Annotated in this window: 21 protein-coding genes; 7 read left to right on the forward strand and 14 right to left on the reverse strand. The window is 67.7% G+C overall.

All coding sequences use genetic code 11. The annotated features are described in order from the left end of the window. Together KU893_RS22130 and KU893_RS22135 are read left to right on the forward strand one after the other, a co-directional pair. A partial coding sequence (locus tag KU893_RS22130; RefSeq protein ID WP_218236924.1) for a hypothetical protein occupies positions 1-700 on the forward strand: 700 nt, incomplete at its 5' end. Further along, positions 697-1,587, forward strand: a complete 891-nt coding sequence (locus KU893_RS22135; protein WP_218236926.1) for a hypothetical protein — start codon at positions 697-699, stop codon at positions 1,585-1,587. The genes KU893_RS22130 and KU893_RS22135, both read left to right, overlap by 4 nt. A gap of 92 nt (positions 1,588-1,679) precedes the next feature. On the opposite strand, the gene KU893_RS22140 is transcribed toward KU893_RS22135, so the two are convergent. After that, on the reverse strand, positions 1,680-3,131 hold the full coding sequence (locus tag KU893_RS22140) for an aldehyde dehydrogenase family protein (RefSeq protein ID WP_306811724.1): 1,452 nt from the start codon (positions 3,129-3,131) through the stop codon (positions 1,680-1,682). Between the two features lie 56 nt (positions 3,132-3,187). Here KU893_RS22140 and KU893_RS22145 point away from each other — a divergent pair, with 56 nt between their 5' ends. The 5 genes from KU893_RS22145 to KU893_RS22165 all read left to right on the forward strand — a co-directional run bounded on the left by KU893_RS22145 (position 3,188) and on the right by KU893_RS22165 (position 8,344). Further along, complete coding sequence (locus KU893_RS22145; protein WP_218236930.1) at positions 3,188-3,922, forward strand: SDR family NAD(P)-dependent oxidoreductase; 735 nt, start codon at positions 3,188-3,190, stop codon at positions 3,920-3,922. A gap of 21 nt (positions 3,923-3,943) precedes the next feature. Beyond that, on the forward strand, positions 3,944-4,720 hold the full coding sequence (locus KU893_RS22150) for an enoyl-CoA hydratase/isomerase family protein (protein ID WP_218236933.1): 777 nt from the start codon (positions 3,944-3,946) through the stop codon (positions 4,718-4,720). A 20-nt stretch (positions 4,721-4,740) separates the two neighbouring features. After that, the gene (locus tag KU893_RS22155; protein WP_218236935.1) at positions 4,741-6,828 is read left to right on the forward strand and encodes an acetate--CoA ligase family protein; all 2,088 of its coding nucleotides are present in this window, start codon (positions 4,741-4,743) and stop codon (positions 6,826-6,828) included. Then, entirely contained in the window at positions 6,825-7,277 is a 453-nt protein-coding gene (locus KU893_RS22160) for a MaoC family dehydratase (protein WP_218236937.1), read from the forward strand. The genes KU893_RS22155 and KU893_RS22160 overlap by 4 nt, the downstream gene beginning before the upstream one ends. A gap of 257 nt (positions 7,278-7,534) precedes the next feature. After that, positions 7,535-8,344 carry a MerR family transcriptional regulator gene (locus KU893_RS22165; protein ID WP_218236939.1) on the forward strand — a complete coding sequence of 270 codons (810 nt, stop codon included), beginning with the start codon at positions 7,535-7,537 and terminating at the stop codon, positions 8,342-8,344. Positions 8,345-8,358: 14 nt separating this feature from the next. Here the strand turns inward: KU893_RS22165 and KU893_RS22170 are convergent, their stop codons facing one another. From KU893_RS22170 to KU893_RS22230, 13 genes are all read right to left on the reverse strand, one after another. Next, complete coding sequence (locus KU893_RS22170) at positions 8,359-8,856, reverse strand: flavin reductase family protein (protein ID WP_218236941.1); 498 nt, start codon at positions 8,854-8,856, stop codon at positions 8,359-8,361. A gap of 7 nt (positions 8,857-8,863) precedes the next feature. Continuing rightward, complete coding sequence (locus KU893_RS22175; RefSeq protein WP_218236943.1) at positions 8,864-9,226, reverse strand: VOC family protein; 363 nt, start codon at positions 9,224-9,226, stop codon at positions 8,864-8,866. Between the two features lie 14 nt (positions 9,227-9,240). Next, positions 9,241-10,083: an amidohydrolase family protein gene (locus KU893_RS22180; RefSeq protein WP_218236946.1), complete on the reverse strand. Its 843-nt coding sequence runs from the start codon at positions 10,081-10,083 to the stop codon at positions 9,241-9,243. Then, on the reverse strand, positions 10,080-12,029 hold the full coding sequence (locus KU893_RS22185) for an AMP-binding protein (RefSeq protein ID WP_218236948.1): 1,950 nt from the start codon (positions 12,027-12,029) through the stop codon (positions 10,080-10,082). The genes KU893_RS22180 and KU893_RS22185 overlap by 4 nt, the downstream gene beginning before the upstream one ends. After that, a complete protein-coding gene (locus KU893_RS22190) occupies positions 12,026-13,099 on the reverse strand; it encodes an LLM class flavin-dependent oxidoreductase (protein WP_218236950.1) in 1,074 nt (357 codons plus the stop codon). The genes KU893_RS22185 and KU893_RS22190 overlap by 4 nt, the downstream gene beginning before the upstream one ends. A gap of 174 nt (positions 13,100-13,273) precedes the next feature. Next, the gene (locus KU893_RS22195; RefSeq protein ID WP_218236953.1) at positions 13,274-14,251 is read right to left on the reverse strand and encodes a phosphotriesterase family protein; all 978 of its coding nucleotides are present in this window, start codon (positions 14,249-14,251) and stop codon (positions 13,274-13,276) included. Continuing rightward, the gene (locus KU893_RS22200; RefSeq protein ID WP_372449732.1) at positions 14,248-15,042 is read right to left on the reverse strand and encodes an amino acid ABC transporter ATP-binding protein; all 795 of its coding nucleotides are present in this window, start codon (positions 15,040-15,042) and stop codon (positions 14,248-14,250) included. The genes KU893_RS22195 and KU893_RS22200 overlap by 4 nt, the downstream gene beginning before the upstream one ends. Positions 15,043-15,051: 9 nt before the next feature. Next, the gene (locus KU893_RS22205) at positions 15,052-15,723 is read right to left on the reverse strand and encodes an amino acid ABC transporter permease (protein ID WP_218236957.1); all 672 of its coding nucleotides are present in this window, start codon (positions 15,721-15,723) and stop codon (positions 15,052-15,054) included. Then, on the reverse strand, positions 15,720-16,379 hold the full coding sequence (locus KU893_RS22210) for an amino acid ABC transporter permease (protein ID WP_218236959.1): 660 nt from the start codon (positions 16,377-16,379) through the stop codon (positions 15,720-15,722). The genes KU893_RS22205 and KU893_RS22210 overlap by 4 nt, the downstream gene beginning before the upstream one ends. Before the next feature lie 39 nt (positions 16,380-16,418). Further along, a complete protein-coding gene (locus KU893_RS22215) occupies positions 16,419-17,351 on the reverse strand; it encodes a substrate-binding periplasmic protein (RefSeq protein ID WP_218236961.1) in 933 nt (310 codons plus the stop codon). A 134-nt stretch (positions 17,352-17,485) separates the two neighbouring features. Further along, positions 17,486-18,442, reverse strand: a complete 957-nt coding sequence (locus tag KU893_RS22220; protein ID WP_218236963.1) for an MBL fold metallo-hydrolase — start codon at positions 18,440-18,442, stop codon at positions 17,486-17,488. A gap of 393 nt (positions 18,443-18,835) precedes the next feature. Beyond that, positions 18,836-19,753: a PfkB family carbohydrate kinase gene (locus KU893_RS22225; protein WP_218236965.1), complete on the reverse strand. Its 918-nt coding sequence runs from the start codon at positions 19,751-19,753 to the stop codon at positions 18,836-18,838. Continuing rightward, positions 19,737-20,225, reverse strand: coding sequence for an adenosine deaminase family protein (locus KU893_RS22230; protein ID WP_218236967.1), 489 nt, complete (start codon positions 20,223-20,225; stop codon positions 19,737-19,739). Before KU893_RS22230 ends, KU893_RS22225 begins: the two co-directional genes overlap by 17 nt. Positions 20,226-20,367 lie beyond the last annotated feature (142 nt).

Genomic DNA, 20,367 nt, shown 5'->3' on the forward strand with positions numbered 1-20,367 from the left:
CCGCGCGGTCAGCACGCCGAGCAGCAGCGGCCTTCTTGTAGTCCGGTCGCCCGGTCCCTTCGGTCACAGCAGTCATCATCGTTCCTTTGCTGAGACCGACCCCTTACACAGACCATCTGACACCCCCTCGGGCGACCTGTGCCCGCCTGAAAAGAAGAACCCGACGTACGGAGCGTTCCACGAGATCGAAGTCGCCGACGCCCAAGGCCGTTACCGAATCCGCGGACTGGTCCCTGGCCGCGTCATGATCGGCGCAGACGGTTGGCCGCACGGCGGAGTGCCGCGCTGCCGCTCCGGATTGCGACTCAACGGCAGCCGTGTCATCGACCTCCCGCTGCAGCGGGGCGGAACCGTCACTGGACGCCTCGTCTACGGCGACACCCGGACGCCCGTCATCACCAACCTCTCCTACGAGCTCGGCTTCACCCCGGGTTCGAGGTTCAACCCCACCGAAGAGCACCCCTCTCGATCCAGGACCAACGGGGACACGGGCAGGTTCGCCATCCGCGGGTTCCGAGGAGGTCGCGCTACCGGGTTCCTCGCCGAGCGCAGTGGCGAGGGGATCAACGATCCCGAGTTCCAGGTGATCTTCCCGTACCAGGACGGCACGCCGTACTGGCTTGAGACCGAGAAGGTCCCCTTGGTCCTCCGGGCCGGGAGCCGTCGCGACCTAGGTGACGTCGTGGTGACGCAGCGATGAGCAAACCCTTCCGAAAGGAGGCCGACGTGAATCCTGTCGCTGGACGGTCCCCGATCCACTTCGCCTCGTCTCATGCCACACGTATCGGCGCGGTCGCGCTGTTGGCGGCCCTGGTCGCGGGATGCGGCGAGACGGACACCGGCACCGCTACCTCACCGAGCCAGAGGACGGCGCAGACCGAGCAGACCGAGCAGACCGAGCAGACCGAGACGGCCCATACAGCCGCCAGCTACTTTGCCGCGATCGCCAGCCGAGACGTGGCGGAGCTCGAGTCCGCAAGCTCCCTGGTGGCGCTGGGATCACCGGCCGCTGCCTACCTGACGTACACCCTCGAAGTCGCTCGTGCTCTGGACGAGCAGGGCAAGACCGCGCCCCCGGCCGCGTTCTCGGAGGCTGAGGACTCGTACTCGATGTGCGACGGAGTCGGAGAGAAGAGAACCTGTCTCGAATGGACAGACATCGAGATGCGGGGCGACAAGCTTGTCGCCTTCAACCTCGCGGGGGAACCTGTCAGTTCCCGAGTCACAGCTGGTGATCCTTCCAGGACGTCGACGTCAAGTGCGGCTGAGATCGAGTTCGTCGCTGCGTACTCGTCGCCGACAAGTGGCGCCCTTTTCGTCGTCTCTCGGGTGACAGCTCGACAGAGTCTCGACCTCGAAGCAGGCACACGATCTGCCTACGTCGCCGCCGATGACACAGAGTTCCCGGTGGTCGACAGACTCGGCGTCGACGCGGTCGAGGCAGGAACGACCCGGATCGTCGTCCACGTTTTTGCTGATGCCCCCATCGGCGGCGAGGTCAGGTACGAGTTCGCGATCGGCGACGGTGACGGTGACGGTGACAGCACCCGAACCCACACGCTCGCGGTCCCGCCGCCGGCGAGGTGAGGTTCCACCCGTGTGACACCCGAACCGAATCGGTGGGCGCACGGACCTCGCGCGGGGTGCGTCCCGCCTGACCCCGCCCAGCCAACGACCGCTCAGCCGGCATGCGTGAGGTAGACCGTCTTGGATCGCGTGTAGAACTCCTGCGCGGCCAGACCTTGCTCGGCTGGGCCATAGCCGCTGTCCTTGATCCCGCCGAACGGGACGTGAAACTCCAGGCCTGCGCTCTCCTGGTTGACCTTGACGATCCCCGTCTCGATCTCGTCGATGAAGCGGTACGCCGCGGCGAGCTCGGAGGTGAAGATGCTCGCTGTCAGGCCGAAATGTGTCTCGTTGGCACGCCGAAGCGCATCCGAGAGATCAGCGACCGGCTCGAGGACGGCGATAGGCGCGAAGATCTCGTCGCGACTCGCACGGCTGTGCGGGTCAGCGTCGCAGATGACTGCGGGTCGGGCGAAGTGGCCTCCCGCAGGCCCACGACCTCCGGCGATCACCGTGCCTCCATGAGCAGCGGGGTCGAGGAACGACTCGTAGCGCTCCAGCTGAGCAGCGGTCGCGAGCGGGCCGATCTCGGTTGCCGACGCCCGCGGGTCGCCCACCACCGCCGCCGCGGCCCATGCACTCAGCCGGGCAGCGAGCTCTGCCCGGATCGACTCCTGCGCCAGTACGAGGCTGGTCGCGGTGCACTTCTGGCCCGCCGAGAGGAACGCGCCGCGCGCCACCTGGGCCACGGCGAGATCGAGGTCCGCGTCGGCAAGAACGACCGCCACGTTCTTGCCACCCAGCTCGAGTTGCACCTGAGCCCCGGAGGCGACGGCCGCTGGGAGCACGACCTCCCGGCCGACCGAGGTGCTACCGGTGAAGGTCACCGCGTCGACGTCGTACAGGGCAGGGCCGAGGCCGGCACCTCCGCCCAGAAGCATGTGGAGGACACCCCCCGGCAGCCCGGCATCGATGAAGGCGGCCAGAAGCGCGGTCGAGGTGAGCGGGACGACCTCCGAGGGCTTCCACACGACGGTGTTGCCGTAGGCCAGGGCGGGCGCGATCTTCCAAACGGGGATCGCCAGCGGGAAGTTCCACGGGGTGATCGCACTGACCACTCCGACGGGGATGCGGCGGGAGAAGAGCCGAGTACCGGCCTGATGACTGGGGTAGCTCGATCCATCGGGCGCGAGGGTCTGGGCGGCGAAGTAGCGCAAGATCGCGACGGAACGCCCGACCTCGCCCGCCGCCTCGGGAACGGTCTTGCCCTGCTCTCTGGCCATGTCCTGTGCGATGGCGGCTGTCCGCTGCTCCAGCAGATCCGCGCACCGGCGCAGTACGTCACCGCGCACCGGCGCAGGAGTGGCCTGCCAGGACGAGGACGCCGCTCGCGCGGACGCGACCGCGTGCTCGGCGATCGCGGGGTCGGCCCACCGAGCAGTCGAGACCACCTCGGCGACGTCTGCCGGGTTCTCCCGATCATGCGTCCCGGGACCGCCGAGGTGGTCGCCGACGTACTCACCGTCGACGTAGGAGACCAGCGGGACCATGGCGCCTCTTTTCATCTCGACCTACAGTGGACTACGGTAAACCTATCATAGTTCCTATCAACTCTATCGAGGTGGCTGCCATCACTAGCTCGAACACCTACGACTTCCACGACCGCGTCGCCCTGGTGACCGGCGGCGCCAGCGGTATCGGCGCGGCAACGGCGGCCCTCCTCCGCGCCGGCGGCGCCACGGTCGTCGTCGCGGATCTCGTCGTGGGCGACGCCGAACACGCTCTCGGCTGCGACGTCACGGACGCCGCCGCCGTCGATACTGTCGTCGACACCGTCGTCCGCACCCACGGGGGACTCGACATCCTGGTGTGCGCCGCAGGCACGCCGGGGACGGTCGGCCTCCCCTGGGAGATCGGCGACGAGGAGTGGCGGCGAATCAGCGCCGTCAACCTCGACGGCACCTTCCACGCCTGTCGCGCCGCCGCGCGCCACATGGCGCAGCGTCGCCGCGGGCGCATCGTCAACGTCGCCTCCGTCGCCGGGACCCGCGGCCAGGCATCATTGGCCGCATACGCCGCCAGCAAGGCGGGCGTCGTGAACCTGACTCAGTCCTTCGGCGTCGCGCTCGCGTCCTACGGCGTGCTTGTGAACTGCGTGACGCCGGGCGTCATTCGCACCCCTCTCCTGGAGGGGGTCGACGACGACGCCTTGGACGCGATGGTCTCCCGGATGCCGATCGGCCGGATGGGCGAGCCCGAAGAGGTCGCCCGCCTGATCGCCTTCCTCGCCAGCGACGACCTGACCTTCAGCACCGGGGCGACCTTCGACGTATCTGCCGGCCGCACCCTCACCTGACCCCTCCGAAAGGACACCACGATGGACACGACCGACCGGACCGTCGACCTCGAGATCGTCGAGGACGTGGCCCACGTCCGGCTCAACCGCCCCGAACGCCTCAACGCAGTCTCGGCGCAGCTCGTCCGCGACCTGGTCACCGTCCTGACTCAGGCAATCGACGAGAGCCCTCGGGCCATGGTCCTCGCCGGAAACGGTCGAGCTTTCTGCGCGGGCCAGGACCTCAAGGAGATCCAGCCCCCGAGCACCGATCCTGATGCGCGCCGTCGCCTGCTGACCGAGGCGGAGGAGATCACGAGACTGGTGCGCCGGGCGCCCTTCCCCGTCATCGCTGCCGTCCACGGCTACGCCATGGGCGCGGGATGCGAGATCGCCCTCATGTGCGACCTCGTCGTCGCGGATCAGACCGCGGTGTTCGCGTTTCCCGAGGTCGCCGTGGCGCAGGCGGTCGGCCAGGGCATCTCACACCGACTCCCTCTGACCGTCGGCCCCGCCCGCGCCAAGGAGCTGTTGCTCTTCGGAGCCCGCTTCGATGCCGTGCGCGGCCACGACCTGGGACTGGTCAACGAGGTGACGGCCCCGGGGGGCCACGTCACGCGCGCCACCGAGCTCGCCACCGACATCGTGGCGCTGTCGCCGCTCGCCGTGCGCCTCGCCAAGAACGCCATCGATGCCGGGGCCGACGGCACACTCGACGACGCTCTCGCACTGGAGACCCAGCACCTCATGCGCGTCGATGAGGACCCGGCCATGCAATCCGCGGCCCAGCGCTTCACCAGCAAGGACCGCACCCGTTGAAACACCACAGGAAGGCACTCATGACCCCGCCCCTCTCCGGGCTGCTCAACCCCCGGACCCTCGCCGTGATCGGCGCGTCCCGCGACCCCAACAAGTACGGCAGCTGGGCGATGCAACACACCGTGGACTACGGCTTCAGTGGCAGGATCTACGGCGTCAACCGCGCCGCGACCCCAGCGGACAGGGACCGTCGACCGGCCCCCCTGGTCAGCTCGCTGCACGAGATCACCGGTGCGATCGACTGTGCGATGATCACCGTTCCGGCGGCGGCGGTGGTGACGACCGTCGAGCAGTGTGCCGAGCGTGGCGTACCGAACGTCATCATCCCGTCGACCGGCTTCGGCGAGTCCGGCGACGAAGGAAGGCGTGCCCAGGACGCCCTGCTCGCCATCGCGCGCGAGGCGGGGATGCGGCTTCTCGGCCCCAACTGCTTCGGCGTCCAGAGCGCATCGGGGAGGGTCAACCTGACGCCGTGGGAGATTCCGACCGGACCCATCGCCGTCGCCAGCCAGTCGGGGAGCGTGGCGATCGCGCTGCACCAGCAGGCACGGCTTGTCCGCACCGGCTTCTCGACGTGCATGGGCATCGGCAACCAGATCGACGTCGGCTTCGGCGACGCCCTCGAACACTTCGCCGCAGACGACGACACCCGTGCCGTCGGCCTGTACGTCGAAGGCATGCCTCCGAAGCACCTGGAGCGCTTCCTCGCCGGCCTCGACGCCTGCGCCGCCGGCGGCAAGACCGTCGCCGTCATCAAGGCAGGCCGCACCGCCGAGAGTGCGATGGTGGCCGCCACCCACACCGGCTCCTTGGCGGGCGACTCCAAGGTCTGGCTCAGCGCCGTACGCGCCCATGGCGCGATCTGCGTGGACTCCCCTGACGTGATGATGGATGTGCTCCAGGGCGCGGTCCGGACGCCCGCCGTCGGCAGCGGCGTCTTCGTCATCGCCGACGGCGGAGGGGACACCGCGCTGGCAGCCGATGCCGTGGCCACCAGCGGCTTCCACCTCGCGGCGCTGTCCCCCGAGACACAGGAACGTCTCGCCCCGCTCGTTCCGCCCTCCGCACCGCGGGTCGACGGATTGAACCCGCTCACCGCGGACACGCCGGGCGGCGTCGAGGATGACCCACACCTGATCGCACGGATCCTGGAGGTCGTACGCGAGGATCCGGCCGTCGACCTGATGGTCGTCAGCGGCGTGTTCGGCGGGTACGGCTACCTGCGCGACCGCGAGAACCTGACGACACGTGACCTCGTCGCGATGCACAACGACGGAGGTCCTCCTGTGGCCGTGCACTCGTCGTACGCCCTCGACGACCAGGAGCCCGTCGAAGCGCTCAAGGAGGGAGGCATCGCCGTCTACCCGTCGATGGCCCGATTGCTCGCCGCACTGTCGCCGAGACGGGTCGATGGAAGCCGACCGGCGGTCACGACGACGGCGGTTGCGACGACGACCCGGCAGATGCCCTTCGAGCAGGCTGCTGCATTGTTGACCGAGCACGGTGTCCGCGCAGTGCCGTCGATCGTGGTCCGGCCCGGCCAGGACCCGGTACGGGCTGCCCAGGCGATCGGCTTCCCGTGCGTCCTGAAACTCGCCGACCCGGATATCGTCCACAAGTCCGACGTCGGCGGAGTGGTCCTCGACCTCGCTGACGCCGAGGCCGTCGCCATCGCCGCCAAGGGCCTGCGTGAGCAGTACCCGCACGCCCCCTTGTTGGTGATGGCCATGGCCGAGCCGGGCTTCGAGTTGCTCCTCGGCGTGACGCGCGACCCGTTGTTCGGCCCTGTGGTGATCGTCGGCCGCGGCGGCATCTGGACTGAGGTCGAGGACGACGTCGCCCTGCTGACCACCCCGTTCACTCATGACGACGCGGTGCGTGCGATCGAGAGCTTGCGCTGCGCACCGATGCTTCTCGGCCACCGTGGCCGGCCGGTTCTCGACATCGGCGCCGTCGCTGACGCCGCAGTTGCGCTGGCGACCCTCGCCCACCACGAGCAGGTCGACGCTGTCGACCTGAATCCGGTGCTGCTCCATCCGACGGGGTGTTCGGTGGTCGACGTCCGGGTCATGGTAGCCGTCGACGACACGAAGGAGGCGACCCGATGACGACTCTCCTCTACCTGGAGGACTTTCCGCTCGGTGCGACCTGGGAGCTCGGCGCATACCAGGTCACGGAAACGGCGATCGTGGAGTTCGGCACACAGTTCGACCCCCAGCCCTTTCACACCGACGTGGAGGCAGCCCGCGGGTCCTCCTTCGGGGGCTTGGTCGCGAGCGGATGGCATACCTCAGCGATCACGACGAGGATCCTCGTCGACGAGCTCTACAGCCGTGCGGCGAGCCTCGGGTCACCGGGAGTCGAGGAGATCCGCTGGACTCGGCCGGTACGGCCGGGAGACTCCTTGAGCGTGCGATTCACCGTGACCGAGTCGCGACCGTCTGCCTCGAAGCCGGACCGTGGCGTCGTCCACTGCCTGGTCGAGACCCTGAACCAGGACGGCGATGTCGTCATGACGTTGCGGGGAGCGATGTTCTTCGCGCGGAGGGACCGCTGACGGCACCCGCCACCGAGGGGCCTTCCACCGTGTGACGGAAGGCCCCTCGCGCCGCACCCGCCCCCTGGCCACCTGGCATATCTTGTGGACATACCCGAGTTCTGGCATTCCTCACTGCTCGCGCAGTATGCTGCGGCGTCGGTCGGCGTGAGTTCATCGCATCGCCGAAGACCACGCCAAAGAGGAGGACCATGCCATCCGCATCCACCGAGGAGGCCGAGCCCACCGGTGGGCAGCAGCCCGTGACGCTGGGCGGGATGGCCTACTCGATCCGCGAGGCGGCCGAGGCCCTCGAGGTCGGCATCAACACGCTCCGGCAGTGGGAGCGTCAAGGCCTGATCACCCCGGCCCGCACGGCGGGAAACCAGAGGCGCTACACCGAGGACGACGTCGTCCGTCTGCGCCGCGTGCTGTGGCTGCGCCGCGCCAAGGGCTACTCGACCGCCGAGATCGCCCGGCTCCTTCAAGAACCTGGCGAGGAAGGCCCTCCGGCAGAACGGCCGGCGACGCCGATGGGAGACATCGGCGCACGCCTGCGCGCCCACCGGCACTCACGTCGGCTCACCCTGCGTGACGTGGCGGAGAAGGTCGGGCTGTCGATCTCCCAGCTCAGCGCGATCGAGCGGGGCACGAGCAATCCGTCAGTGGCGAGCCTCCAGCGGCTCGCGAAGGTCTACGAGACCTCACCGATCGACCTCATGCAGTCGAGCAGCCCCGGAAAGCGGCTCGTTCGGTCCGCGGAGCGACCCGTCAGCCTCGAGGCGCCCTCCGGGCTGAGGATCGAGAGGGCCGCCACGGGAACCCTGATCATGCGCCCCGAGGTGTTGACAGTGCCTGCAGGATCGGGCAGCGACGGGGTCTTCGAGCATGCGGGCGAGGAGTTCTTCTTCGTCCTCACAGGACAGTTGCAGGTCTGGCTCGGCACGGATGAGCAGTATGAACTCGCCACTGGCGACTGCCTGTACTTCCCCAGCGGGATCCCGCACCGCTGGCACAACCCGGGGCCGGGAGACACCAGCGTTCTCTCCGTAGACACCGACCTCGGCGGCCAGGCCAGCGAACGCTGAACCGACGGGCGTTGTCAGGCGTCAACCGGCGACGGCCAGGCACCGTACTGCCGCTGGTAGTACATCAGGGGGCTCCCGCCGCGCCGCTCGCCGCACTCGATCCTCCCCAGCAAGATCACGTGGTCCCCGGCGTCCACCTCGGCGTACGTCCGGCACTCAGCGTGCGCGACGACACCCTCCTCGAGGACCGGGGCACCGTTCGCGACCTCGGACGGCGTCCACGCCAGGCCGGCGAACTTGTCGTGGGACCGCGAGGCGAAGACAGCCGACAGCTCCGAGGCCGACTCCGCGAGGAAGTGGACCACGAACGACCCGGCCTGCCGGAGGGCGGGAAGACTCCTCGAGCTCTTGTCGACACAGACGAGCAGCAGGGGCGGATCCGCGGAGACAGAGGTGAACGCATTGCTGGTGAGCCCCTTGGCGCGGCCGTCCGCGTCCATGACCGTCACGACCGTCACACCAGTGGGGAAGGCCCCCACGATCGAACGGAACTCCTCGCGTGAGACCGACATCGCTACCTCACTCCCCTGTACCCGGCTGGTACACCGAGATCTGGTCGCCCCACGGCGTATCGACCTCGAAGCGCCGCTCGTGTCCGCCTACGGTGATATCGCCGGCCACCACACCGAGCGCCAGGAAGGCGCTCCGCGCAGCCGCGACGTCCGCGACGCGCAGCGCAAGGAAGGGACCTTCTGTAGCGTCACGGTCGCAGCCCTCCAGCGCGAGCGTCAGGCCCCCGCCGTCGAAAGCCACCCACTCAGAGCTGTCGCGGAACTTGACGGGCAGCCCAACCTGATCTCCGAAGAACCGGGCCAGGTCATCGAACTGCGCTCGCGGGACCCTGTAGTAGATCGTCCCGATGCGCGGTGCTGTCGTGCTCAACGTGCTCTCCTAGATCAGAATCCGAGGGCTGCGACGGAGTCGCGAGCCAGAAGGGATGACGCGGCCGACCGCGTCGCTGGGGTGAGGTCGTCGTCGTCCGCCACGGCCTGCAGGCTCGTGGCCACTTCTGCGACGGTCGCGAAGGGCCAGTCGGTGCCGAACAGCAGCCGATCGCTGCAGCCGAGCTCGGTGGCCGAAGTGAGCACCGACCGGATCAGGCTCGGCCTGGCGACGATGCCGGAGATGTCGGCGAAGACCTGGGGGTGCTTGCGCACCACGGCCAGGCACTCCTCGGGCCAGGGCGAACCGGCGTGGGCGATGACGATCTTCATCTCCGGGAACCGGCGGGCCACGTCGTCGATCAGGCGTGGAGGAGCGAACGACAGCACGGAGTTCCGCACGAAGGCTGCGCCCTGATGCCACAGGACGGGCAGCTCGCGTGCCGCGATCTCCTCGTAAAGGCGGAAGGCTTCCGGCCCCAACGGGTCGAATGCCTGATAGGTCGGCGCAATCTTGACCCCACGAAGCCCGAGTTCATCCACCGCGCGGGTGATCGCGTCCCGCGGATCACGGGCGACCGGATTCACGGAGCAGTACCCGATGAGCCTCTCTCGATCCTGATCGACATAGGCAGCGACGAAGTGGTCCGGCACCTCGAGGCCGCTGTGAGCCCCGTCAAAGGCCACGACGATCGTGCGTTCCGGCCGATCGGACGCCCTGTGGGCCTCGGGGCTGGCGTCGATGGCGGCTCCGCCGGGTCGGATTCGGTCGAGATCAACCCGGAAGGCGCCCGAGAGATGGCTTGGCGCCCAGATGTGCGTGTGGACGTCGCTGCGCACCGACGCCGGCGCCGTCATCGCGACGCCACCGTCGAAGCGATGCGGGCGACGACCTCCGGATCGGCGAGGCCACTCAGATCACCCGGCTCGTTCCCTTCGGCGACGTCGCGCAGCACTCGGCGCACGACCTTGTGGCTCTTGGTCTTCGGCAGCCGGTTGACGTAGAGAAATCGACTCGGCACGAAGGCGGGTCCCACTTGGCGTCGCAACGCCTCGATCAGTTCGAACTGCACGACGTGGGTGCCGGGCCCCTGCGGGTCGGCCAGAACGCAGAAGGCCCACGGTGTGTGGCCCTTGAGCGGGTCGCTCACCGCGACCACGGCTGCCTCGAGGACCGCCGGGTGTACGAGCAGCACCGATTCCAGCTCTGATGGCCCGATCCGTTTTCCGCCGACGTTGAGGGTGTCGTCCGAACGCCCACGAACGAACCAGTGACCGTCTGAGTCCCTGACGACGACGTCACCGTGGGTCCACATGCCCGGGTGCTGGCTCCAGTAGCTCTCCTCGAAGCGGACAGGGTCCCGCCAGATGCCGCGAGTCATGCCGGGCCACGGCCGGCGGCAGACGAGCTCGCCTTCGCCGATCGGCACCGTGGCGCCCTCGGCGTCGACGACGTCGATCGCCATGCCGAGGCTCGGAAGCCCGACCGAGCCGAGCTTGATGGGGTGGGCCGGCGAGCAGGAGAGAAAGCAAGCCCCGACCTCCGTGCCGCCCGAGAAGTTGATGACGGGAAGACGACCGCCCCCGACAACGCTCGCGAACCATCGATAGGAGTCGTCATCCCATGCCTCGCCGGTCGAGGCGAGGATTCGCAGCGAGCCGAGGTCGTGCTCCGCGACCGACTTCCTTGCCGCGGCCGGAAGGCTGCGCACCAGGCTGGGCGACAATCCCAGCACCGTGATGCCTGCCTGCTCACAGAGCGACCAGATCTGGTCCGGCCTCGCCGTGGGCACCCCCTCGAAGACCACCACGCCGGCACCGTTCGCGTGGCACCCGACGATCGACCAGATCCCCATCAGCCAGCCGAGATCGGTGAACCAGACCAGTCGGTCGTCCGGTCCCACGTCGGTCTGGTAGGCGGCCTCCGCAGCGATCTTGACCAAGAAGCCTGCGGTGGCGTGGACGATGCCCTTCGGCCTGCCGGTCGTCCCCGACGTGTAGGCCAGCAGGTAGGGATGCTCGCTGTCGTGCAGAGGAACCTCGTCGAGCGCCGGCGAGTCGTCGAGGTCCGACCAGGCGACCACCCGCTCGTCGTCGGGGAGCTCCGAACCGGTCCGGACATCGACGATGACCAGGCACTCCTCCTCCGACGACATCGCCGCCACCACCGCAGCGGCGAGACGGACCGGACTGCCCTTGCGCCTCATCTCGGTCACGGTGACGACGGCGCGCACCTGGGCGTCGACGAGACGTTCACGTATCGCCGGCGCCGCGAGTCCCGTGAAGAGCGGCACCTGCACAGCGCCGAGCAGTGCACAGGCATGGGAGGCGACGACCGCCGCCACGCCCATGGGCAGACAGAGCCCGACCCGATCGCCCGCACCGATCCCACGTGCGGCCATTCCTGCCGCGAAACGACGGACCCGCGCCCAGAGATCGGCATAGGTGACGTGCTCCATCACGCCGTCCTCGTCCGCGGCCACCACCGCGACGCGGTCCGGCGACGATTCCGCCCAACGCCCTACGCAATTCCACGCCAGATTGAGCCTTCCTCCGGTGAACCACGTGGTGCGTGAGGGCCCGGCCGCGTTGTTCTGCACCTCGATGAAGGGAGTGCCGAACTGGAGTCCCAGGTCCTCCACGGCGGCGGTCCAGAACCAGTCGGGATCGCGCTGGGAGCGCGCGACGAGCTCGGGGTACGACGCGACGCCGTGCGCCCTGGCGAGCGCCATCACGCGACTGCCGTCACGCTGCTCCCGCGACGGACTCCAGAAGGGAGCGGCACTGCTCCGGACGTCGGTCACGCCGCGCCGCCGCCCGCAGCCTCGCGCAGCGCCGGCGCGACCTCGGTCGCCCAGAGGCGCATCGATTCCTTGACATCGTCGTGGCCGAGGCCTCCGAAGCGCATGAAACAGGTGAAGTGCTTGAGGTCCAGCTCCTGCTGCAACGCCAGCATGAACTCGCGGGCGTCGTCGGGGTCGGTGACCAGCACGAGACGCTCCTCGGCCTGGCCGCGGAGGGAGAACTTCGCCTCGTCCGCGGCGTAGCCGGCGGCGTACGTCTCGTAGCCCTTGGCCGCCGGCTTGCCATCGCTGCCCGGCACGAGGCCGCGTAGCTTCGTCATGTACCAGTCGAAGGACCGCTCCGACCGTTCGAGCGCCTTGCTCTTGGAGGAGGCGAGGTGCACGACCATGTTCATCGGGAACTCGAGGTCCTGGCGCTCGAAGCCGGACTCGAAGTACACCTGCTCGGCGGCGAGGTAGTTCTTCTTGAGGTCCTCGAGGGTCTGGCGGTTGTTCGGCTGCGTGATGATCCGGACCCCGCGAGCGGCCGCCATCTCGTAGGTCTCGGGGCTCAGCGCGGCCACCCAAGTGGGCACCTGCGACTGGAGGGGACGCGGGACCAGCGTCGTGTTCTCGAGCTGATGGAAGGGACCGTCGTAGGAGAAGCTGTCCTCGCGCCACAGACCGAGCACGATGTCGAGCGCCTCGTTGTACAGCTCGCGGCTCTGCGCGGGGTCCTTGCCCATCATCGCGAACTCGCGCGGCTGGTATCCACGGCCGGTGCCGAAGTCGAGCCTGCCTTCGCTCAGCACATCGACCATCGCCCAGTCCTCGGCGGTACGGACCGGGTTCTCGAAGGGCAGGATCGAGACCATCGCCCCGATCCGGATCCGCGCCGTTCGCTGGGCGATCGCCGCAGCCATGATGGCGGGACGCGGCATCGACCCGTAGTTGGAGCCGTGGTGCTCCGCCAGCCAGACGGACTCGAAGCCGAGCTCCTCGGCGTACTCCACCTGGTCCAACATCTCGGCGTACGCGCGCTTGACGTCGTTGTCCGGGCTCTCGCAGACGTAGAACAGACCGGTCTTCATGGCAGCTCCTCAAACTTCCCAGTAGATAAGAACTATGTCAGGTATATCGGAATCCGTCGGGCGCCGTCAACAGGTTCAGAGGATTTCCAATAGGTTCAGAAGAACCGAGGAGACGAGGAGACGACGGCGCCCGGCCCCGTCGTCGACGGGGCCGGGCGCAGGGGAAGGCCGAGCTCAGGAAGTCGTGCGCTCGCCCTTCACCGGCGGGCGCGCGGCGCCGCTGAGCGCACGACGTGGGTTGTCCACCAAGATCGTGTGCAGCTCCTGCTCGGTCGTGCCGGCCGCGCGCAGCAGGGCGCTGAACTCGTCGAGGATGAACGAGTAGCCGCCGCCCCCGTTGCAGCGCAGGTGCGCCTGGACGGCCACATCGTGCGAGAGCAACACATGGTGGAGGTAGCCGTGATCGATGAGACTGCGCACGTATCGCACCCGGCGCTCGAGCTCGTGGGGAGCCAGCGCCCGGATGTTGTCCAGCTCGACGTACGCGCCGCGTGCCGCCAGGGTTCGGTGGTAGGCCGTCACGTCCGCCTCGCCGTCCCAGTCGACAGAGGCAACGCTGTCGGAGTGGCCGATGATCACGTAGCGAGCCTCCACGCCCTCCTCTTCGAGCAGGTCGAGCTGGACGTGGCCCACGGGCCAACGCGCCGCATGGGTGGTGATCGCCGCCCCCGTGCGCAGGTGCGCCCGCGCGGCAGCGCGGAAGACACGCTCCTCAGCCGCCGTGATCCACTCGTCGCACGCGATCTCGCCGATGATGCCAGCACGCACGCCTGTCGCACCGATGCCTTCGACCAGATCGCGGGTGATGAGATCGGCCAGCCTGGGCGTGGGGGTCTGGTCGATGAGCGCCATGTCGAGGAACTGGTGTCGGTAGAAGCCGGCGCCGAGCACGATATGTAGCCCGGTCGCCTCGCTGATCCGCCGCAATGCCCCGGGATCGCCGCCCAACCCCCGCACCGTCAAGTCGACCACGGTGCGTCCGCCCCGGTCGCGGAACAGCTCCAGCTCGCGCTTCGCCACGCCGACGTCGTTCAGGATCCCACCGTGCCGGATCTCGCGGGTCATGTCGATGAGCACGTGCTCGTGCATCAAGGTGACACCGAGCTCCTCAGCCGGCACAGGCCCACGAACCGTGGTGACCTGGTGGGTCACGTGCGCGGAGCCTCCGCCTCAGCACCGTCCCAGCGCACCTGCTGCAAGAACTCCCGAACGCGAGGGTTCGCCGAGTTCTCCAACACGTCGGACGGTGGCCCAGACGCGATCACTTGGCCTTGGTCGAGGACGACGACGCGGTCGGCCACTCGCTTGGCGAAGCCCATCTCGTGAGTCACGATCAGCATGGTCATACCGTCATCGGCCAGTTGCTTCATCACCCCGAGCACCTCCCCGACCATCTGTGGGTCCAAGGCTGATGTGGCTTCGTCGAACAGCATCAGATCCGGGCGCATGGCCAGCGCACGAGCGATAGCCACTCGCTGCTGTTGTCCGCCTGACAGGTTGGCAGGTCGCTCGTGCTGCTTGCTCTCGAGGCCCACCTTCGCCAGGAGTTCGAGGCCGCGCGCTCGCGCTGACGCCTTGGATTCACCCAGCACCTGAACTGGCCCTTCCACCACATTGCCGAGGACCGTCATGTGAGGGAACAACTCGAAGTGCTGGAAGACCATGCCAATCCGTTGACGGATCTGGGCCAGGCTGCGTTCACTTGTCGGAAGCTCCGCCCCCTCGAACAAGATGCGGCCGGCGGTGAACTTCTCCAGCCCGTTGACACAGCGCAGCAACGTGGACTTCCCCGAGCCGCTCGGCCCTACCACGCACACCACTTCGCCTGCCTTCACAGAGAAACTCACACCCTGCAAGACAGGAGCTTCGCCGTAGGACTTGACGACTCCGTCGAAGACCAGGATGTCCGGCGCAAGCGCCTCGCCGTTGGCCAACATACTCATATCCACCCTTCACTCTTCGACGCGCAGGCGCCGATGAAGCCAGTCGGTCAGTTTTGCCTGGGGATACGCGAGGAGGAGATAGATGACGGCTAGCGCCGTCAGAATCTCAAAGACCCGGAAGGTCTGCGCTCGCACACTCAGCGCTGCGTGGGAGAGGTCTGCGACACCGATCGTGGACACCAACGAGGTGTCCTTGAACAACGACACCCAGATGGTTGCCAACGGCGGTATCACCCGACGTACGGCCTGAGGCATCGTGATTCGCAGAAACGCCTTGCTCCGAGTCATCCCCAGGGCGAGGGCGGCCTCTCGCTGGCCCTTCCGAATCGACAGGATCCCAGCTCGGATCACTTCAGCCACGTAGGCGCTGCCGCACGCGGAAAGACCCACCAGGGCAGCGAGGAAGGGCGAGAGCCTGATGTCGGTGGTCGCTGGGAGCACGTAGAAGACCCAGAACAACAGCAGCAGGAGCGGGACCGAGCGAAAGAAGTTGACGACGAAAGCCGAAGGCCAGGACAGCACCCTGTAGCCACAGACTCGAAGGACAGCAAGCACCGTCCCAAAGATGATCGAGAGGATCATCGTCACGAACGTCAGCACGACCGTCAACTGCACACCGCTCCACAGCAGGTCCGCGTTGCTCGGGATGACCGACCAGTCCAGATTGTCCAGGAAGTTCATGATGCGCCCCTCGGTGCAAGCCTCTTGTAGACAGCCTCCACGGCCCAGATGAGGCTGTAGACGATCACGGCGTAGACCACCATCACAGAGGTGAATATCTCGAACGGCCGGTAGGTCACGCTGGTCAGCAACTGAGCCTGCCTGGTCATCTCCTCGACCGCGATCACGCTGGTCACAGCCGACTTCTGCACGATCGCGCCGCAGTATGTCGCCAGCGGCGGAAGCATGCGGATGGTTGCTTGCGGCACGACGATGCGTCGGATGACCAACATCTTCGTCATCCCCATCGCCAAGCCGGCCTGCGTCTGCCCAGCACGGACCGAGAGCAGGCCCGCCCTGAAGATCTCTGCGAAGTACGCCCCCTCGTGCACCGCCAGCGCTGCAACCGCCGTCCACAGCGGCGACAGACCGACGCCCAGCATGATGGGCGGTGCGAAGAACAACCACATCAGGATCACAAGGAACGGGATCGATCTGACGACGTCCACATAGACCGCAGCGACGGCGGCCAGCGGGCGGGGACCGTAGGCACGGACCCCGCCCACCAGCAAACCGATGGCCAGCGAGATGACGATCGCGAGCGCGGAGATGAACACCGTGACTCGAAGCCCATCGAGAAGGAAGTCGCGGTTGTCCAGCACGACGTCAAAGTTCATCGAAGCCTCCTGGCGCCGGCCCAGTCCGAGCGGTGACGATCATCCGCCGCTGATGCTGAACCCAATGCCCTCGTCGACGACCCGCCGCTCCTCATCGGCCACCTCGTCGGCGACCGATTCGAAGACCTCTTGCAGGACATCGAGGAACTCGGGCTGGCCCTTGTCGATAGCCATCCCATTGGGCAGGGCGAACTCTTCGCTGTCCAGACAGTCGTCACCCTCCGGGAAGGTCGCCAGGTCCGGGTATGCCTTCGTGAGCTGCGGCCCAGTCGCCTGAGGAGAGACCACCGCAACATCCGCACGGCCCGACAGGATCTCCTCGATCGGGACATCGCCGCCCGATCCGGGCACCGCCCTGTAGACCAGCTCCGGGTACTTCTCGACCAGCAGCTCCTCCGTCGGCTGGCCCTGGAAGTAGGCGAGCGTCATGTCTGCGGAGTTCAGGTCGCTGAAGTCATCGATGGAGGTGAACTTCTCGTTGTCCTTCAGCCCGATGTAGCACACACCGGTGTCGGTGTACTCGACGAAGTCGACCACCTCCTTGCGCTCGTCGGTCACCGACAGTGGCGAGATGGTGATGTCGACCTGGTCGGCTGCCAACACCGGGATCTTCGTCTCATGGGTGACCGGAACGACCTTGAGCTTCACGCCCAGAGCATCTGCGTAGGCATTGGCGAGATACCACGCGGGACCCGCGTAGTCATTCGGGTCGCCCGTGATGTCCTGAACGAGGAACGGGAATCCGGGGAGGACTCCCACTCGCAGTTCGCCGCGCTCCTTGATGGCATCGATCCGCTCCGAATCGGGCAGATCCGAGTCCTGGATCTTCGCCACGATCTCGGTTCGGTCCGAGTCCGCTGCCGTGTCCGAGCATCCTTGGATCGCCAAGGCGAGCGCACTCGCAGCGGCGACCAGAGCCGTCGTTCTGATGATCATCGTCTTCCTCCTGATTTCTGTCCCGAGGTGTGCCATCGCGGATGAGATACATGCGGTCGGTCGCCGAGGCGAAACGACCTTTCGCTGCTGCCAGGGTTCGCGTCAGCTGGCAGCCAGCGAACCGATTCGTCCGGGTTTCGTCGGTGCGCGACACCCGTCTGTCATCGGCGTCATTGGTGGGGCGTGGTACTCGATCTGAGCCCATGAGCCCACAGGGCCATGCCTGCGTGGTTCGGCAACCCGGTCGTGGGCTCCGTTCGCGCCGGGATCTCGTCGAGTAGCGCGTGAACCACCTCCCTGGCCATCTCCAGAGCCGGCCGGCCAGGTTGTCCCTTGAGCACCTCCCGTTCAATCGCGTCCACAACACTGACGCTCAGTTCCAGTGCCGCCAGTACGTCCGATGCACCAAGCACGGCGCTGTTGAAGGGAAGACCGCAGTGGTAGCCGTGCGCCATCGCAAGTCGCTGCGGGCCGTAGCTCGCTAGTCTCTTCAAGGAGTCTCGGTACGACGTCGGGTCGGCGTAGAACGGCCAGCTGCCTGTCCGCGACCCCCATCCTTGAACTGCGTCGCCAACGAAGGTGATGTCCTCTGCCGCCAACCGGAACGCCACCGAGCCGGCGGTGTGCCCCGGCAGCGCGATGACTTCAATGAGTGCTCCGCCGCCCAGGTCGATTCGCATGCCGTCGGCCAGGTCGTACTCCGGATGCACCCCGGTCATGCGCTCGTTGATGTGGGCTTCCATGGACGCCGCCTTCTCAGGCAAGTTCCATGCCTTCGCGAAGGCAGCCATCTCCTCACTCTGGACGATCGCGGAGGAAGCCATCCGCCGGTCGGCAGGGTGCAGGTAGATCTGGGCGGCCGGGTACTCCGCAGCAAGGGCAGCCACGCCACCGACGTGGTCATAGTGCCCGTGGGTCAAGACGATGTGATCGAGGTCGTCGAAGCCCGGGATCCGAGCCAGCGCGGATCGCGACAGGGACCGCGGGTCGCCGGGCGGAAACTTCACGCCGGTGTCGATGAGCGCCCATCCATCTCCACCGACGAGGTAGGTCGCAACGTGGGCCTCGCCTCCGAGCATCACGGTGCGGGACCAAACCTGCTCGCCGATCTGCCGGAGCTCAATCATGGGGAGCCTCTGCGCCGACGCTCGACGCAGACCAGATCGTCGCCGGCATGGGCGCTGATCCCTGTTGCCTGCACGCGCCACTCCAGTGATCCATCGTGTTCGACTCCTTGGTTGAGTCCGGCAAACCTACCATTGTTCTCATGAGGTTTGGCAAGCGTTTTCGGGTCGCTTTTCGAGGACCGCACGTTTCGGCGCTACGCCCGTCCGCGGGAGAGACACGAGTGCCGCGCACACCTCACGGAGACGTGCCGCGGGAGTGCGTGCCGCGCTGCGGTCGCCGGGGCGTTTCGCACAGCGACCGAGGCAGGCGATCTTGCGTCGGCCGGCGGTGTGGTGAGTCCGGCCGGCCAAGCGCTCGGCAGATGCTAGGGAGGGGCGCTCGGCAGTCTGGCGCTACTGGGCGCCGGTGCGCGTGACCGCTGCAGCACCCGCGGCGGTCGCACGGACGGCGGCGTCGTACAGGCTGGCCCCGGCGGCGAGCCAAGCAGCCAGCGTGCCGACGTAGGCGTCTCCGGCACCTGTGGTGTCGACGACCTTCTCGACGGCGAGGGCGGGGACGGTGCGGGGCTCCGACCGGCTCGTGACAATGAGACTGCCACGGGCGCCGAGGGTGACGACGAGCGCCGGGCAACTCAGGGCGTCACGGACCCGGGGGGCGAGTGTGGCTGCCGGACCCGATCCCACGTCATGGCGGTCAGCGAGGTCGCGGAGTTCCTCCTCGTTGACGACGAGCACGGCCGCCTGCCCGAGCAGCTCGGCGCCGACATCGGCCACCGGACCAAGGTTCAGCACCCATGGCACGCCCGAGCGCCGTGCGGCGACCGCCGTCAGGCCGAGCGTGACGGGGTCGAGCTCGCCCTGGCTCAGCAGGACGATGGCGTCGGCCGCTCCGGCGTCACTCAGTAGACCGACCAGGCGCGCATCCAGCAGGTCACTCGGGACGTGCAGGTTGGCACCGGGCGCTACGACGATGGCGTTCTCGCCATCGGCGGCCACCATCACGCCTGCGCGACCGGTGACCTGGCCGGACACCGGCACCAGATAAGTAGTGTCCACGCCGAGCGCGTCGAGCGCGCATCGGCAGTCCTCGCCGGCGCCGTCGTCACCCACCGCGCCCAGCAGGTAGGTCGTCGCTCCCGCTCTGCGCGCGGCAACGGCTTGGTTCGCGCCCTTTCCTCCGATTCCCTGCCGGGCGGCCCGGGCCAGCACGGTCTGTCCCGGACGGGGAAGGACGTCGACGTACATCGTGTCATCGACGTTCACGGAGCCGACGACCACGACGGCCGCCCCAGTCTCAGCGGGCCAGGTCACGAGTGATCGCCGGTCCCAGGGCTGAGCGGGTCGCGTCGTCGACGAAGGCAGCGGCAAGTGCGTTGAGCTGGCAGGTCCGCCACTCGTCCTCTCGCCAGCCGAAGGTGGCGCGTAGCAGCTCACGCTCGTCGGCAAGGGTGACTCCGGAGACGGTGCGCGCGTCGGTGGACACCGTGACCGGGACGTCGGCGCGCAGCAGCCTGTCCACCGGATGGGCAAGCCGGCTCGCCACGACTCCCGTCTGCAGGTTGGAGGTCGGGCACATCTCGAGTGCGACCCGGTCGCGGGCCAGTCGGTCGACCAGCCGGGGATCAGTGACGGCCTTGACTCCGTGACCGATCCGCTCGGCACCGAGGTCGTCGAGTGCGCTCCACATCATGTCGGCGCCGTCCTCCTCGCCTGCGTGAGCAGTGATCCGCAGACCCTCTGATGCTCCCGCGCGGAAAGCGGCCGCATGCGGGACGAGCGGGATGGCGTAAGAGTCCCCGGGAGTGGTGGGGTTTGAGGGACCAACGGCGGGGCGTCAGCACGTAGACGGCCATCGGCGGGATCTTCGGTGTGAACGGCGAAATCCACGCACTGAAAGAGGTACCCACCGATGGCCTTGCCCCAGT

This window comes from Nocardioides daeguensis (assembly GCF_019192965.1).
Taxonomy (GTDB): domain Bacteria; phylum Actinomycetota; class Actinomycetes; order Propionibacteriales; family Nocardioidaceae; genus Nocardioides; species Nocardioides daeguensis.